Source organism: Acinetobacter sp. Tr-809, from assembly GCF_011753255.1.
Classification (GTDB): domain Bacteria; phylum Pseudomonadota; class Gammaproteobacteria; order Pseudomonadales; family Moraxellaceae; genus Acinetobacter.
In genome coordinates, this window is record NZ_VWVZ01000002.1 from 294,248 (window position 1) to 306,747 (window position 12,500).

A 12,500-nucleotide genomic window follows, 5' to 3' on the forward strand; every position below is an offset into this window, starting at 1 on the left:
ATTATTTTACTTCCACAGTTTTTCGATCGGAGCGATGACCAAACTGATCATGTGAACTGGCTAAAGTGATTTCCCCTTTACCTTTATAGCCAGGTAAGGGTTGTAAAACTAGCAACGCGAGTGATTGATGTTTTAGTTCATCATTCACCAAAATCTCAATGCCCTCTAAAGTCGTATTGTACGTCACTGACTGACTGGCTTTAGTCATTAACCGGACATCTGATAAATTAAAGGCATGCCGATCAAATTTAACTAATACTTTTGAGCCTTTTGCAACGGATTGGGCTTCTACCAATACATTTAATGGATCAGTACTGATTATCTGTTCAGGTACACTTAGGTTGATAATATTTTCTGAGGCAGTTGGTGATTGAGCCGCTGGTTGAGGTGGTGGTACAGGGATGTAGTTAGATGACGGTGTATTATTCGAAGTTGAGCCTGTCACTTCACCTTTAAATTTTGCTAAAGAGCCTTGGTCGTTATTTAAACTAATATAATTTTGCGTACCAGAGTCAAATGCATCGGTATAGTTTAAACGTTCGGTATTACGTCGAATAATTTTAGGGGTAATAGATAATAAGATTTCCGAGCGACTTTTGTCTTTAGAGCGGCTAGAAAATAAATGCCCCAATACAGGTAACCTCCCTAAGAAAGGGATATTGGTCGCACTTTTACGTTCTTGTTCACGAATCAATCCTGCTAGAACTTCGGTTTCTCCGTCCTTGAGTTGTAGGACAGTATTGGCATTTCGTGTACCAATTTGATAGGTCAATAAACCTGTATTAGTTCGAATTTCTTTGACAATATTACTGACTTCTAAAGAAACTTTAATCCCAACTTCATCATTTACTTGGATTTCCGGCTGGACTTCTAGGGTCAATCCTACGTCTAAATAACTAACAGACTCTGTTACTGAACTAGAGACCTGATTCATCGTTGAAGTAATAACTGGAACTTTATCACCAACCACAATTTTGGCTTTTTCTAAATTCTTTACACGTAACGAGGGACGAGCCAGAAGATTCACTCGACCATTGGTATCTTGCAGATTTAATGTTACAAGAGGGGAAATACCACCTACAGTAATCCTGTCCCTTGAAAGATTCAGTAGATCATTTAAAACAACACTTGATGATTGAGCAGATATACCAAGTGGAGATAAAGAAACTTTACTAGGAATAGCAATACCCAAGTTATTTAAAATTTCATTACTGACTTCAAAAACTTTTACTTCTAAAACCACTTCAGGATCCGGTTGATCATAGACTTGAATTAGCTTTTCTGCGGCTTGTAAAATTTCAGGACGATCACGTAAAGTTATCAGGCGATTCTTATCATCTATATAAATAAACTTCGGATTTAAAATTGTTTTTAAAACATCCTGTGTCTTTTTAGGATCACCCGCTTTTAGGACAAAGGTTTTGATTTGTAGGTCTTCATACTGTTGCGTTTTATCTGCCGTATCATTAAAAATCAAATAAGTATTTTGATTCACAACTTTATAACGAAGCTTATTGGTCTTTAAAATCAGGTCGAGTGTTTCAGAAATTTTGGCATTGCTTGCATAAATTGTGGTTTTGAGATCTGTACCAACATCACTGTCAAAGATAAAATTAATTCCTGCTGTTTGAGACACGACATCCATTACTTGTCTAACATTGGCTTCCCTAAAGTTGAGGGAAATTTTTTTATCCAGTAGCGATTGCGAAAAAGATGCTTCCTCATTTGCAACAGCAAAAGAAGAATAGGTGAATGTTCCCCAGAACAAAGTTGCTAATAAATAATATTTTTTCATCATCATTTAAATATAAAGTACAAAAAATTGTTGGTTAGTCAGATCAAGAATTGTGATCTGGTCATTTTGAATAGCATCAATTTTCCAGCGATTCCCCAATACATCGCCAGTTTTAACCACGTAGGTTTCCTCATCACTAGATAGAAAGATCCTTTTGACTCCACTAGGATCAACCATCTGACCGATGTATTGGAAATTAGGTGGGGTAACTGGTGGTATAGCTTGAGCGATTGGAGAGGAGACAATCGGTTTGATTTTTGGAGTAATTCTAGGCGGAATAGTCTTTTTAGGAGCTTCATTGATCACTAAAAACTGTTGGAATATTTCAGAGCTTATAGCCTCAGTTGACTGCAATTTTAACGAATGAAATTCTAATGGGGCACGATCAGCTTCAGTTTCTGTCGCTCCTATGCTTTGATAGGGTTCAGGAATTAACCATGAGGTTAGTGTCAAAGCCAATGTAATCGTTAATGCAGAAATGAAAATAAATTGCCTGATCATGTCTGTTCCTGCAATTGCCAAACAACATTCAGGTTAGGCTGTTTCTTTAAATCATCTTGTACCAGACTGAGGCTTAATAATTGGATATTTTGATACTGTTTTAAATGATTGGTGGTATCTATCAAATTGCTAATTTCACCTTGTAGCTGTATTTGAACTTGCTGATTCTGCGGATCATATTTGGCATCTAAAACTTGAGCCCCGGCATATTGATAGGATTTTGTAATCTCAATTAGCGCAGTGCCTGTCAATGTTTTATTGGAAACCTGTTGAATGTCTTGCTGCTTAATATTTCTTTTTACTTCATGTTGTAGTTCTATATTCTCAGCTGTGATTGCACCCAGATTTTGCTCATATTGGGGTAGTACCAACACGTAACTAAAGACTGAAAACAGACACAAAAAAGCAATGATAAGATCGATTCTGGTGAGTTGATCAATAGAGTGGTACATGACCCATTTAAGTTTTTGATGACTCATAATGTACCTTTTAAAGAAAACTCAATTTTATAAGTTTTACTTTCAGTCAAGGCTGAGGTGGAAAGTATTTCAATTTTTTGAATCAGTTGCGTATCTAATAAAGATGTTTTCAATGCATCTAAATCCTCAATTGAGCTTGCTTGTCCTAAAATCTCCAATTGATTCAAGCTTTTTTTATATTCCAATTTTTTTAATAAAATTGTTTCTCTGGGATATTGATTGAGTTGCTCAATGATTGGCAAAACGTCTGTCTGACCACCTGAAATTAAAGCTTTAGGTGCTTCTTTCATCTGCTTATTGAGCTTTTCTAATTGAGCTTGCAAAGTTTGTTGGTTTTCTTGCTGAGCATTAAATTGTTGCTGCTTTTGCCATACTGTGAATAGTATGAATACAGTGATCATCAGTAATACAAACAGCAGGCAATATCGGATGGGGTGTCTAAAACGCTTTTGGTCATAAATTTTAAAACTCATTTTATGGCCATCCATGTTTGCAGTGATAATTCAGTAATATCTGATCTAGGTTTACGAATAACCATATCAAGTACATGATTGAAATGAATAAATTGTGTTTCCATTGAAGGTTCTAGACAGAAGAAAATCTGCTCTTGCTTGACATTACATTTCAGAAGGTAAGTAGCGAGTGGTTGAATATCTGTATTGAAAAATTTGCGCTTATCTAGATACTGTTTGAGCGATTGCAACCAGTGTTTTTCAATAGCAATACCTAAATAAGGTTGATTAAACAGGGGATGGTCAAAAAAAAGTTGATAGTTATCGACTTCAAGATGAGGAAAATGCAGCATAAAGTTATTTTGATTTTGTTTTATAAACGCTTCAGCCGAGTAGACTTTTTCAGCTAAATTAATAAAAATTTCATAACAGTCTGCACCCAAAAAAATCAAGCTTGGCTCAGCCAATACCGTATTTGAAAATAGTTCTGCAAGCTGTCCTAGAGGCTCCAATTGAGTTTCTGTAATTAGATAGAGTTGTTGTTGGGTAATATAATATTGTGGCTTGGATTTATTGAAAGGTAACACGGTTGACCTCCTCCAATGAAGTTTCACCATTTTTTACCATTTTCAATGCCTGTTCACGCATGGAACTAATGCCATATTCCATAGCTTTTTGCTTCATTTCTGCTAAAGATGCCCGATGTATAATCATGTCTTTTAGCACATCATCCAAAACCAGAATTTCTGCAATTGCTTTTCGACCTTTATAGCCTGTTTGGTTACATTCTTTACACCCCAAAGCAATATAGCTGCCTTGTTCTTGCTTCTTACAATGAGGGCACAATATACGAATTAAACGCTGAGCAATGATGCCATTGAGGGCACTCACAAAATTGAATTGATCAATTTCCATATGTTGGAATCGACCAACCACATCAAATACATTATTGGCATGGACGGTGGTAAAGACGAGGTGTCCAGTCAATGCAGCTTGAATTGCAATTTCGCCTGTTTCCTTATCTCGAATTTCACCAACAAGAATTTTATCAGGGTCATGACGCAGGATTGAACGTAGACCTTTTGCAAACGTTAAACCCTTTTTTGCATTGATTGGCACTTGCAAGACATTATCCAGCGCATATTCAACAGGGTCTTCAATGGTGATTAACTTTTCATAAGGTTTGAGAGTTTCATTAATCAGTGCATATACAGTGGTGGTTTTACCCGAACCTGTGGGGCCAGTCATCAGCACCATGCCATAGGGCTGACTGGCAATTTGATGTAGTTTTTCCCGATATTGCAGGTCATAACCAAGATCAGATAATAAAAGTTTTTGTCCTTGTTTTAAGATTCCATCCTTATCTAGTATCCGTAGAACAGCATCCTCACCAAAGATTCCAGGAATAATTGAGACACGGAAGTCGAGAAGTTTATGTTCTAGACTAATGGTAAAACGTCCATCTTGAGGAATGCGGCGTTCACCAATATCTAGCTCTGCTAAGACCTTAATTCTTGAAACAATTTGTTGAGCAAGCTCAGTTTGATAGACCTGCTTGACCTTAATCAAAATGCCATCTAGTCGATAGCGAATAATTAAACCACCTGAAATATTTTCAAAATGAATATCACTGGCTTTTTTTATATAAGCATCGTATAGCGCAGCATTGACCGTTTGAATGACTTCATTGGTTGCATTAGCAATACTATTGAGAGAAATTACTTCTATGTGTTCGCTATTTGTAGTATCACTTTGATGGATAGGTTCTTGGTCTGTCTGATTGTTAGAAAAGCTTCGTATTTGCTGTAGATGCTGCTTGATAAACTCAGGACTGGAGAAATAAATCTGAGTAGCTTGAGCTTCAGCTTTTAAAAGTGAGAATAGGTTAAAATGCCAAGGAGAGGGAATAATAAACACATTCTGATTATGATATTTGGCAACAAGTATGTTGTAGCGAAACATCTCTTGATAACTGATTAAATGATCAGAAGGATCCAATTGATTATTAATATTCCAATAAGAAATTCTATATAAATTTTCTAATTGTGAAATCAGTTGATTCATTTGTTCAGATGGAATTTTCTCTAACCAATCTTCATTATTTAAAGCTTTGTTCTTAAGGGTATTTAAAGCTATTTGATTATTCATAATGAGCCAACCATGTCAAAGATTGGGAGATAGAGCAAGATGACAATAAATCCAATGCCACTACCAATCACGATCATTAAAAGTGGTTCGATAACTTTTGAAATTTTTTCAATAAATCTTGAAATCTCGGCATCATGGAAGTCAGCTGTTTTTTCCAGCATTCGGCTGATATTGCCATTACTTTCCCCACTTCTAATCAAACGATTGGCAATTGGAGTCGTAAGCTGATATTTTTCTAACAGATCACTTAATTTTTCGCCCTGCTTTAAACCTTGCTCAATGAAATGAATCTTATTTTTTTGGTTCTGATCTAGAATATCTTTACAGTTTTGTAGAGCATAAATGAGCGGATACCCCCCCTCAAGCATCAGGCTTAAACCACGATAAAATCTGGTGAAAATGACAATATTATAGTAGTAGGAGAAAGCCTTTATTTTGATAAGATTGGTCAGACTAATACGAATAAGATCTTTTCTGTAATAAAAAATACTAAGAAAAATAAAAACAATAAATCCAATAAGATAAACCCTATACTGGGAAATATAGTATCCAGATTGAATCAATAAGTTTGAGAAAAAAGGGAGTTTTAGATCAAGGTCACTATAGATAAGTGAAAACTTAGGAATGAGATAAAGTAAAAGGAATAAGAAAATGATGACCCCAATCACCAAAACAGTGAATGGATAAATTGATGAATTAATGAGCTTAGTCTTAATCTTATCAATATTTTCGGTGTAAGCTAGATAGCGTTCTATTCCAATAACGAGGCTGCCAGTTTTTTCATTAGATTTAATAATTGCAATGCATAAGTCTGGAAAGTAAGCAGATTGATAAGACATACTTTGAGACAGTGTTTTTCCTGCTCTTAGATGGTCATAGATGGGTTGTAGAACATCATGATAAATTTGCCCTCTTTCTAAGAGCACATCTACAGCTTCGACAATACTTAATCCGGACTCTAATAACGTTTTGAACTCATATAGAAAAACAGTGAGATTGAAATGCGGCTTATACGATAGACTTTTAAAGACATCATTGTTTTTCATTTACCAGTTACCAATATCTTTATTGTCGTTCTCACCACCTAATTTCTTATCTTTTCCAAATGAAAAGACATCGTAGTCATCATTATGTTGTCCAGGAGCGGAATATTGGTATTGTGTTCCCCACGGATCAGTTGGAATACTTTTCTTTAAATAAGGGCCATTCCAGCCTTGTAAATTATTTGGAACATTTAATAAAGCAGATAAGCCTTCTTCAGTTGTTGGATACCGTCCTGTATCGATTCTAAAGTTATCTAATGCTTTAATAAAAGTATCAACTTGAGCTTTTGCAGTCGTGACTTCAGATTTATTGATATTTTTAAATAATTTTGGACCAACAATACCTGCCAATAATCCTATGATGACGACAACAATTAACAACTCTAAAAGTGTAAACCCCGAAGTATTCTTTCTCATGTTTTTCATATAGTTAAATTTTATAAAACAAATATTAGCAAAAAGTTACAAAAGAATAAATACTATTATGAAGTATTTAAATTCATCATTAATTGTTTTTTAATAATCAATTAAATTTGATTAGTGAGGCTAAACATGGGTTTGTAAAAACCCCAATTTCCTAAATAGTGACAGCATCTATTTTAATTTATACAAAACTTAGCCCAGCCTTTCATCAATCCCTTGTGCTTTTCAAGGAAAGCTCCACGTAAGTAAGCCACTCTTCATCTGGAAGCTTATAAGCAAGAATATGCTCACAGACTTTAGGATAATCGGTTCTATTTGCCGTCCAACCACGGAATATAGAGTGATAGATTTTTATCACTTAAAGTGGTTGCTAAAAAGATCTATATTTAAGAAATGGAATAATGTAACACCAAAAAAATTACAGAGTTCAGCATGCTTATTGATTGAAAATAGGCTATAGATCATGTGATAGGACCGAGTTATGGTGCATTTTTGAAATAAGAAGTAGACGCAGGATTAGATATTGTTGAGGCGTTTCTTAGGGATGAGTCAAGATCAGAGCCCAATTATAGGATACCCCGACTTACTCCATACTCAGGCTAGTCTGAAAGACAAAGGGTCAAAGTTGGGTAAATTTGATTTTTATGAAAATAAAATTTAAATAAAACAATGTTTTATTGGCCTGGTTCAACTGACGCGATCTCCACCAAAATTCGAAAAACCTCAAATATTTAATATTTGAGGTTTTTTTATTATGAAAAGTTGCAATGTATAATCAATTAAATAGGATCATGTATTTTTTGGGCATTCTTTTTTTTAAGAATATTATACAAATTGGTTTAATAAGTAATGAATGATTTAATAACAAGATTTTTAAATAATTTTAGTCAGTGGCATGAGGTCGGACTGACCATCATAAAAGCTATTGTTTCCATTGGGATATTGTGCTTAGTTGCTTATCTTCTCACAATTGGTTATATCCCTTCAGAAATTAGCTTTGGCGACACACTCATTTTTTTATTGATTTTTGTTGCCTGTTCTATTGTTTATGCTGGATTAAGCATGGTTTTATTTTTCTTTGGCATTTCTTTAATGCCTATGGTCTATCTAATTTTTACTACCATAGATAAGTATTTGCCACAGGATATACGAATAGGAAAAAAACTTCCTTTTCCAAAGATAAGTATTCTTACATTAATTACCTCTTTCTATCTTTTATATACCATTCATGGTTTATTGTTATGGCATTGGAAAATCAGCCTTTATGTAGCTCTTACTTCAGCCTTTATTTCTTTGTTTTATTATGCTTTTTATATCAATCGGCAGAAGATTAAGGAGTTTAGTAACAAGTTTGAAAACTTAAAAGATATTGTTGATGACCCCGATGCAAGTGAAAATGTTAAAACATTTGCAAGAACTAAACTAAAAAGATTAGAAATACATATTAAAGACAGCATACAAATAACATTCTTCCTTATTCTAATTCCTCTTGTACCCATGTTTTTTATTGGAGATATTGGCAAAGTATTCTTAGATTTTACGATGCAAAAAACAGGCGTCAGTATAGAAAAAGCAACCCTATACATTAAAGCACCTTATGCAAATTTAATTGATTTACCTAAAACGATGACTCCTGAGCTAAATCAACATCAAATCTTTGTTTTTAAGGATGTAAAAGTATTATTTCAAGGAATTGGTAAGAATACCTTAATCTCGTACAAGATTAAAAATATAGAGAAGCAAGTCGTAATTCCGAATGAATACATTACGGTAGAGCGAGTTCGGAAGGTTGATGAGTGATTGACAGTTCAGTTATTTATGCTCATTGCTCCATGAGCATTAACATCAATAAATTATATAATCATAGTAGCTAAATAAAGGGTAGCCTCCTATGCATCCCCATCTTCATCCGCCACATAAACTGGCGACATCTGTCTGGCATCAAGAGGCTGCTTGCAACAATCACAAGTTAGGCTTGGGCTGGTCACATGCCCACAGCTTTTGTGCAGATAACGCAGCTCAGGAAATTGCTTATTTTCATTCTGCCAAATATTGCCCCATGTACTCATGGTGACAATAATCGGGTATAGCGCTAAACCCTTTTCAGTCAGCTTATATTCATAACGTTTTGGTGCTTCGTGATACAGCACTTTCTCGAAAATCTTGTGTTCGACCAAGCGGTTAATACGCTCGGTCAATAAATGACGGGTGATGCCCAACTGCTTTTGAAAATCGTCAAAACGACGGGTTTTCATAAAGGCATTACGAATAATCAGCAGAGTCCAGCGGTCGCCAAAAATCGACAAAGTCCGTGCAATTGGACAATTCATTTCACCGAGTTCATGCCATTTCATCGCAATACCATCTATATGTCTTTACAGGAAGCAGGCTGTCATTTTAGGACAACTTGAACGATTAAGATATCCGCTTTATTGACAACTTATCATAGCAGCTATATTTTTCAATTAAGTTCTTTTTTGGAACTTAATATTTTGAGATCTATTCTTGAGGTGAGTTATGTCTGCGTCAGCGTTAAAAGAAAAATCAAAGCAAAAGATACCTGCATCATTTCCAGTCCGCCGTATGGATTATGAATTTCAGGATATGCCCAAATACTGGTGTAATGATGAACCAACGTTTACCCATTATTTCACGGGACTGTCCACCCTATTTCCAGAAGGGGAGTCTTACTTTGTTCGTTCAGTCAGGGCTTTACGAGACCAAGTCAAAAGCAACCCGCAACTGGATCGTGATATCGGTGCGTTTATTGGTCAGGAAGCCATGCATTCCAAAGAGCATCACGCCTTTCATGTCAGTGCACAACAATATGGACTAGACCCTGAATCATTGGAAAAAGTGACAGGTATCATCCTCAAAGCCATTGAACGAACTTTTCCAAAAAAGTGGAATCTCTTAGTTACGGTTGGGCTGGAACATTACACCGCAGTACTGGTGGTGGAGATGATGAAAAACGTCAATGAATTAATGACCGATACTACTATTCGGAATTTATGGTTATGGCACAGTGTGGAAGAAACCGAACACAAAGCGGTTGCCTATGATATGTATGAATATCTCTATGGCAAAGGGCTTGATGCCTATATCCCACGGGTTGCAATTTTTAGCCTGAGTTTGGTTCTTATCACAACCTTCTCGAATGTCTACCAAGTGGTATTGATGTCCAGAGATAAGCAATTACTGAATCTGAAATCGTGGGCTAAATTTGCAGGCTTTACTATGCAGGCCTATCGAAAATTGGTGCCACAATTTTTTTCTTATTATCGTCGTGACTTCCATCCCAATGATACCGATGAGTCTGACATCGTGGCAAAAACCAAAATCAAAATTGGTTTGTCTCCAGAGCAGTCGACTTTCGTGCATTAATAAATTGTAGAGAAAATCATCGGCACAGATGCATCGCCAAAGGGACAAATATCTGTAAGATAAGTTGAGTGAGCGCCAAGCTGCTCACTTATCATCGAGATGAATTCAATAAAAAATGGATAGATAACAATGAGTACAGTGGTTTTACATCAATGGGAAATTTCACCATTCTGCAAAAAAGTCGCACGGATGTTGCAGTTTAAAGGCATTCCATTTGAAACCGTGAATTATAACGGGGTATTGGGGGCCAAAGTCCCAATGTTGAGTAAAGTCGGTAAAGTCCCTGTGCTGGACATCAACGGACAGCGTATTCAGGACAGTACCCGCATTGCCCGTTATCTGGATGAAGCCTATCCAGATTTGCCACGTTTATATCCACTCGACCCATTACAAAAAGCCTATGTTGAATTGTGGGAAGACTGGTCGGACGAGTTGTTATATTTCTATGAAGTGTATTTTCGGGTCAGTGATGCCGATGCCTTGAATCATGCTGTGGCCATTAGTGCGGAAGGTCGTCCTAAGCATGAGGTTGTACTGATGAAACCTTTGCTCAAGGCTGCATTGAATATGCAAGTGAAGATGCAAGGTACAGGGCGTATGGCAAAGGCTGATATCGAAGCAGAATTTACACGTCACTTAGAGCGTATTGAATTGGTGTTAGGTCAAACGGGTTGGCTAGTTGGCGAAGTCAAAACCATTGCCGATATTGCAGTCGGTTCTCAACTGTTAGAGGTAATGCGCACCAGTAAAATCTGGGGACCAAAAATTAACAGTTATCCGCATATTCAGCATTGGATACAACAATTATGAATCAGGTCGATCAAGATCCAACCCAGCCAACAGGTATTGTCGTCGTGATTGGGGTTGGGGCAGAGCAAGGCATTGGTGCGGCAGTCTGTCGTCGTTTTGCCCATGAAAAATTCAAAGTCTATGTGGTGGGGCGAACACTCAATAAAGTTGAAAAGGTTACTGCAGCAATCAATGGTCAAGGTGGGCAGGCTATTGCCTATGCACTGGATGCAGAAAATGAGCAACAGGTACAGACCTTGTTTGAGCATTTAAATGATCAGCCAGAAGCTCTGGCAGCAGTGATCCATAATGTCGGTGGCAATATTCCTTCGATCTTTTTACAGAGCAGTTTAAAGTTTTTTAGCCAAATGTGGCGTTCGACCTTTTTATCTGCGGTATTGGTGGCGCAGCGTAGTTTGCCCATTTTTCAAAAACAACAGCAGGGCACCTTGATATTTACTGGTGCTAGTGCCTCATTGCGCGGGAAACCTTTTTTTGCTGCATTCACTATGGGTAAGTCTGCGTTGAGAAGCTATGCCTTAAATTTGGCAGCACTCTATCGTCCTCAAAATATCCATGTGGCGCATGTGGTGGTGGATGGTATGGTCGATGGTGATCGTGTCAATAAAGCCTTGTGGGGCTTGGGTCGGCTGGCGCGGCTAACCCGCGGTACAGGTGGTTTAAATATTGAGGCAATTGCCGAAAATTACTGGATGCTCTATCAGCAAAATGCTGATTTATGGACGCATGAATTGGATCTACGTCCTTATCAGGAGAAATTCTAAGATGAGTAAGTTGTTACCGCAATGGTTTAAATCCAAACAAAAAACCAAGGGCTGTATGGTGATTGTGGGCAATCATGTCCAGCAACTGAGTCAACTTTTTGTTGAGCAAGCTGATTACGATGTTATGCCTGTTTATCAACTCCAGCATGATGCAACCAAAACCCAGCCACAGTTTGAGGCTCAAGTGGAAAGACTGATTGCTGTCCGACTCAATCTACTTGATTCTGCTGCGCTAAAAAGTGTTATACAGAAGATTCAGAAAGCAGGGCATTTTGTCGATTTATGCATTTTCCAGCCTGACTTTGTGCTGCCCGAAAATAGCCATGCATTGTCGGCTGGACAGCTTGAGAACTATTGGCAAAACACAGGTTTAACGGGAGTGAGTATTGCCCAAGCTGTGATTCGACAGATGCAATCTAGGCAGCAAGGCACCTTTATTTTTCTAGGGACTCAACAGCCAGTCGAATCGGAGCAAGATTTATTCAGTCAAAGCATGTCTGCCAGTATTCGAGCCTTAGCACAGTCCTTAGCCAGAGAGTTCCACCCCAAGGGTATTCATGTGGTCTATTGCGTGATACCACATTGGCAAGCTGCAAACCGCGAATTGATGCAGTCGTTGCAACAGACCTGTTGGCATCTTTATCAACAACCTAGGTCGACATGGAGTCAAGAGTTGCGCTTAGGATTATAAAATGATGCGT

The 12,500-nt window shown here is 37.2% G+C and carries 14 protein-coding genes and 1 pseudogene; 5 read left to right on the forward strand and 10 right to left on the reverse strand.

Annotated elements, in window-relative coordinates; genetic code table 11:
• Position 1: 1 nt before the first annotated feature.
• The 9 genes and pseudogenes from F3J02_RS05495 to F3J02_RS18565 form a co-directional block, all read right to left on the reverse strand.
• Positions 2–1,795 (reverse strand): hypothetical protein, encoded by a 1,794-nt coding sequence (locus tag F3J02_RS05495; protein ID WP_167248058.1) that lies wholly within the window; start codon positions 1,793–1,795, stop codon positions 2–4.
• A 6-nt stretch (positions 1,796–1,801) separates the two neighbouring features.
• Positions 1,802–2,296 (reverse strand): hypothetical protein, encoded by a 495-nt coding sequence (locus F3J02_RS05500; protein ID WP_167248059.1) that lies wholly within the window; start codon positions 2,294–2,296, stop codon positions 1,802–1,804.
• Positions 2,293–2,775, reverse strand: coding sequence for a hypothetical protein (locus tag F3J02_RS05505; RefSeq protein WP_167248060.1), 483 nt, complete (start codon positions 2,773–2,775; stop codon positions 2,293–2,295). The genes F3J02_RS05500 and F3J02_RS05505 overlap by 4 nt, the downstream gene beginning before the upstream one ends.
• Positions 2,772–3,248, reverse strand: a complete 477-nt coding sequence (locus F3J02_RS05510; protein WP_167248061.1) for a hypothetical protein — start codon at positions 3,246–3,248, stop codon at positions 2,772–2,774. The genes F3J02_RS05505 and F3J02_RS05510 overlap by 4 nt, the downstream gene beginning before the upstream one ends.
• The gene (locus F3J02_RS05515) at positions 3,245–3,814 is read right to left on the reverse strand and encodes a hypothetical protein (protein WP_167248062.1); all 570 of its coding nucleotides are present in this window, start codon (positions 3,812–3,814) and stop codon (positions 3,245–3,247) included. Before F3J02_RS05515 ends, F3J02_RS05510 begins: the two co-directional genes overlap by 4 nt.
• Positions 3,798–5,375 (reverse strand): GspE/PulE family protein, encoded by a 1,578-nt coding sequence (locus tag F3J02_RS05520; protein ID WP_167248063.1) that lies wholly within the window; start codon positions 5,373–5,375, stop codon positions 3,798–3,800. The genes F3J02_RS05515 and F3J02_RS05520 overlap by 17 nt, the downstream gene beginning before the upstream one ends.
• Complete coding sequence (locus F3J02_RS05525; protein ID WP_167248064.1) at positions 5,372–6,421, reverse strand: type II secretion system F family protein; 1,050 nt, start codon at positions 6,419–6,421, stop codon at positions 5,372–5,374. The genes F3J02_RS05520 and F3J02_RS05525 overlap by 4 nt, the downstream gene beginning before the upstream one ends.
• The gene (gene gspG / locus F3J02_RS05530) at positions 6,422–6,835 is read right to left on the reverse strand and encodes a type II secretion system major pseudopilin GspG (protein WP_228284326.1); all 414 of its coding nucleotides are present in this window, start codon (positions 6,833–6,835) and stop codon (positions 6,422–6,424) included. It lies immediately after the preceding gene.
• Positions 6,836–7,017: 182 nt separating this feature from the next.
• A pseudogene (locus tag F3J02_RS18565) lies at positions 7,018–7,187 on the reverse strand (integrase); the annotation flags it as partial.
• 503 nt (positions 7,188–7,690) lie between these two features.
• Between F3J02_RS18565 and F3J02_RS05540 the strand changes: the two are divergent.
• A complete protein-coding gene (locus F3J02_RS05540) occupies positions 7,691–8,641 on the forward strand; it encodes a hypothetical protein (protein ID WP_167248066.1) in 951 nt (316 codons plus the stop codon).
• An 89-nt stretch (positions 8,642–8,730) separates the two neighbouring features.
• Here F3J02_RS05540 and F3J02_RS05545 read toward each other — a convergent pair whose 3' ends face one another.
• The gene (locus F3J02_RS05545; RefSeq protein ID WP_167248067.1) at positions 8,731–9,195 is read right to left on the reverse strand and encodes a winged helix-turn-helix transcriptional regulator; all 465 of its coding nucleotides are present in this window, start codon (positions 9,193–9,195) and stop codon (positions 8,731–8,733) included.
• Between the two features lie 163 nt (positions 9,196–9,358).
• Here F3J02_RS05545 and F3J02_RS05550 point away from each other — a divergent pair, with 163 nt between their 5' ends.
• The 4 genes from F3J02_RS05550 (at position 9,359) to F3J02_RS05565 (ending at position 12,490) form a co-directional block, all read left to right on the forward strand.
• Positions 9,359–10,225, forward strand: coding sequence for a metal-dependent hydrolase (locus F3J02_RS05550; RefSeq protein WP_216076267.1), 867 nt, complete (start codon positions 9,359–9,361; stop codon positions 10,223–10,225).
• A gap of 129 nt (positions 10,226–10,354) precedes the next feature.
• Positions 10,355–11,035 (forward strand): glutathione S-transferase family protein, encoded by a 681-nt coding sequence (locus F3J02_RS05555; protein WP_167248068.1) that lies wholly within the window; start codon positions 10,355–10,357, stop codon positions 11,033–11,035.
• A complete protein-coding gene (locus tag F3J02_RS05560; protein ID WP_167248069.1) occupies positions 11,032–11,799 on the forward strand; it encodes an SDR family NAD(P)-dependent oxidoreductase in 768 nt (255 codons plus the stop codon). The genes F3J02_RS05555 and F3J02_RS05560 overlap by 4 nt, the downstream gene beginning before the upstream one ends.
• A gap of 1 nt (position 11,800) precedes the next feature.
• Positions 11,801–12,490: an oxidoreductase gene (locus tag F3J02_RS05565; RefSeq protein ID WP_167248070.1), complete on the forward strand. Its 690-nt coding sequence runs from the start codon at positions 11,801–11,803 to the stop codon at positions 12,488–12,490.
• Positions 12,491–12,500: the final 10 nt, after the last annotated feature.

Excerpts from the sequence above, each read along its gene's own strand:
- F3J02_RS05505 (WP_167248060.1), bottom strand. The coding sequence starts at position 2,775 with ATGAGTCATCAAAAACTTAAATGGGTCATGTACCACTCTATTGATCAA.
- F3J02_RS05545 (WP_167248067.1), bottom strand. The coding sequence starts at position 9,195 with ATGAAATGGCATGAACTCGGTGAAATGAATTGTCCAATTGCACGGACT.
- F3J02_RS05560 (WP_167248069.1), top strand. The coding sequence starts at position 11,032 with ATGAATCAGGTCGATCAAGATCCAACCCAGCCAACAGGTATTGTCGTC.
- F3J02_RS05520 (WP_167248063.1), bottom strand. The coding sequence starts at position 5,375 with ATGAATAATCAAATAGCTTTAAATACCCTTAAGAACAAAGCTTTAAAT.
- F3J02_RS05555 (WP_167248068.1), top strand. The coding sequence starts at position 10,355 with ATGAGTACAGTGGTTTTACATCAATGGGAAATTTCACCATTCTGCAAA.
- F3J02_RS05565 (WP_167248070.1), top strand. The coding sequence starts at position 11,801 with ATGAGTAAGTTGTTACCGCAATGGTTTAAATCCAAACAAAAAACCAAG.
- F3J02_RS05550 (WP_216076267.1), top strand. The coding sequence starts at position 9,359 with ATGTCTGCGTCAGCGTTAAAAGAAAAATCAAAGCAAAAGATACCTGCA.
- F3J02_RS05510 (WP_167248061.1), bottom strand. The coding sequence starts at position 3,248 with ATGAGTTTTAAAATTTATGACCAAAAGCGTTTTAGACACCCCATCCGA.
- F3J02_RS05500 (WP_167248059.1), bottom strand. The coding sequence starts at position 2,296 with ATGATCAGGCAATTTATTTTCATTTCTGCATTAACGATTACATTGGCT.
- F3J02_RS05495 (WP_167248058.1), bottom strand. The coding sequence starts at position 1,795 with ATGAAAAAATATTATTTATTAGCAACTTTGTTCTGGGGAACATTCACC.
- F3J02_RS05525 (WP_167248064.1), bottom strand. The coding sequence starts at position 6,421 with ATGAAAAACAATGATGTCTTTAAAAGTCTATCGTATAAGCCGCATTTC.
- gspG (WP_228284326.1), bottom strand. The coding sequence starts at position 6,835 with ATGAGAAAGAATACTTCGGGGTTTACACTTTTAGAGTTGTTAATTGTT.
- F3J02_RS05540 (WP_167248066.1), top strand. The coding sequence starts at position 7,691 with ATGAATGATTTAATAACAAGATTTTTAAATAATTTTAGTCAGTGGCAT.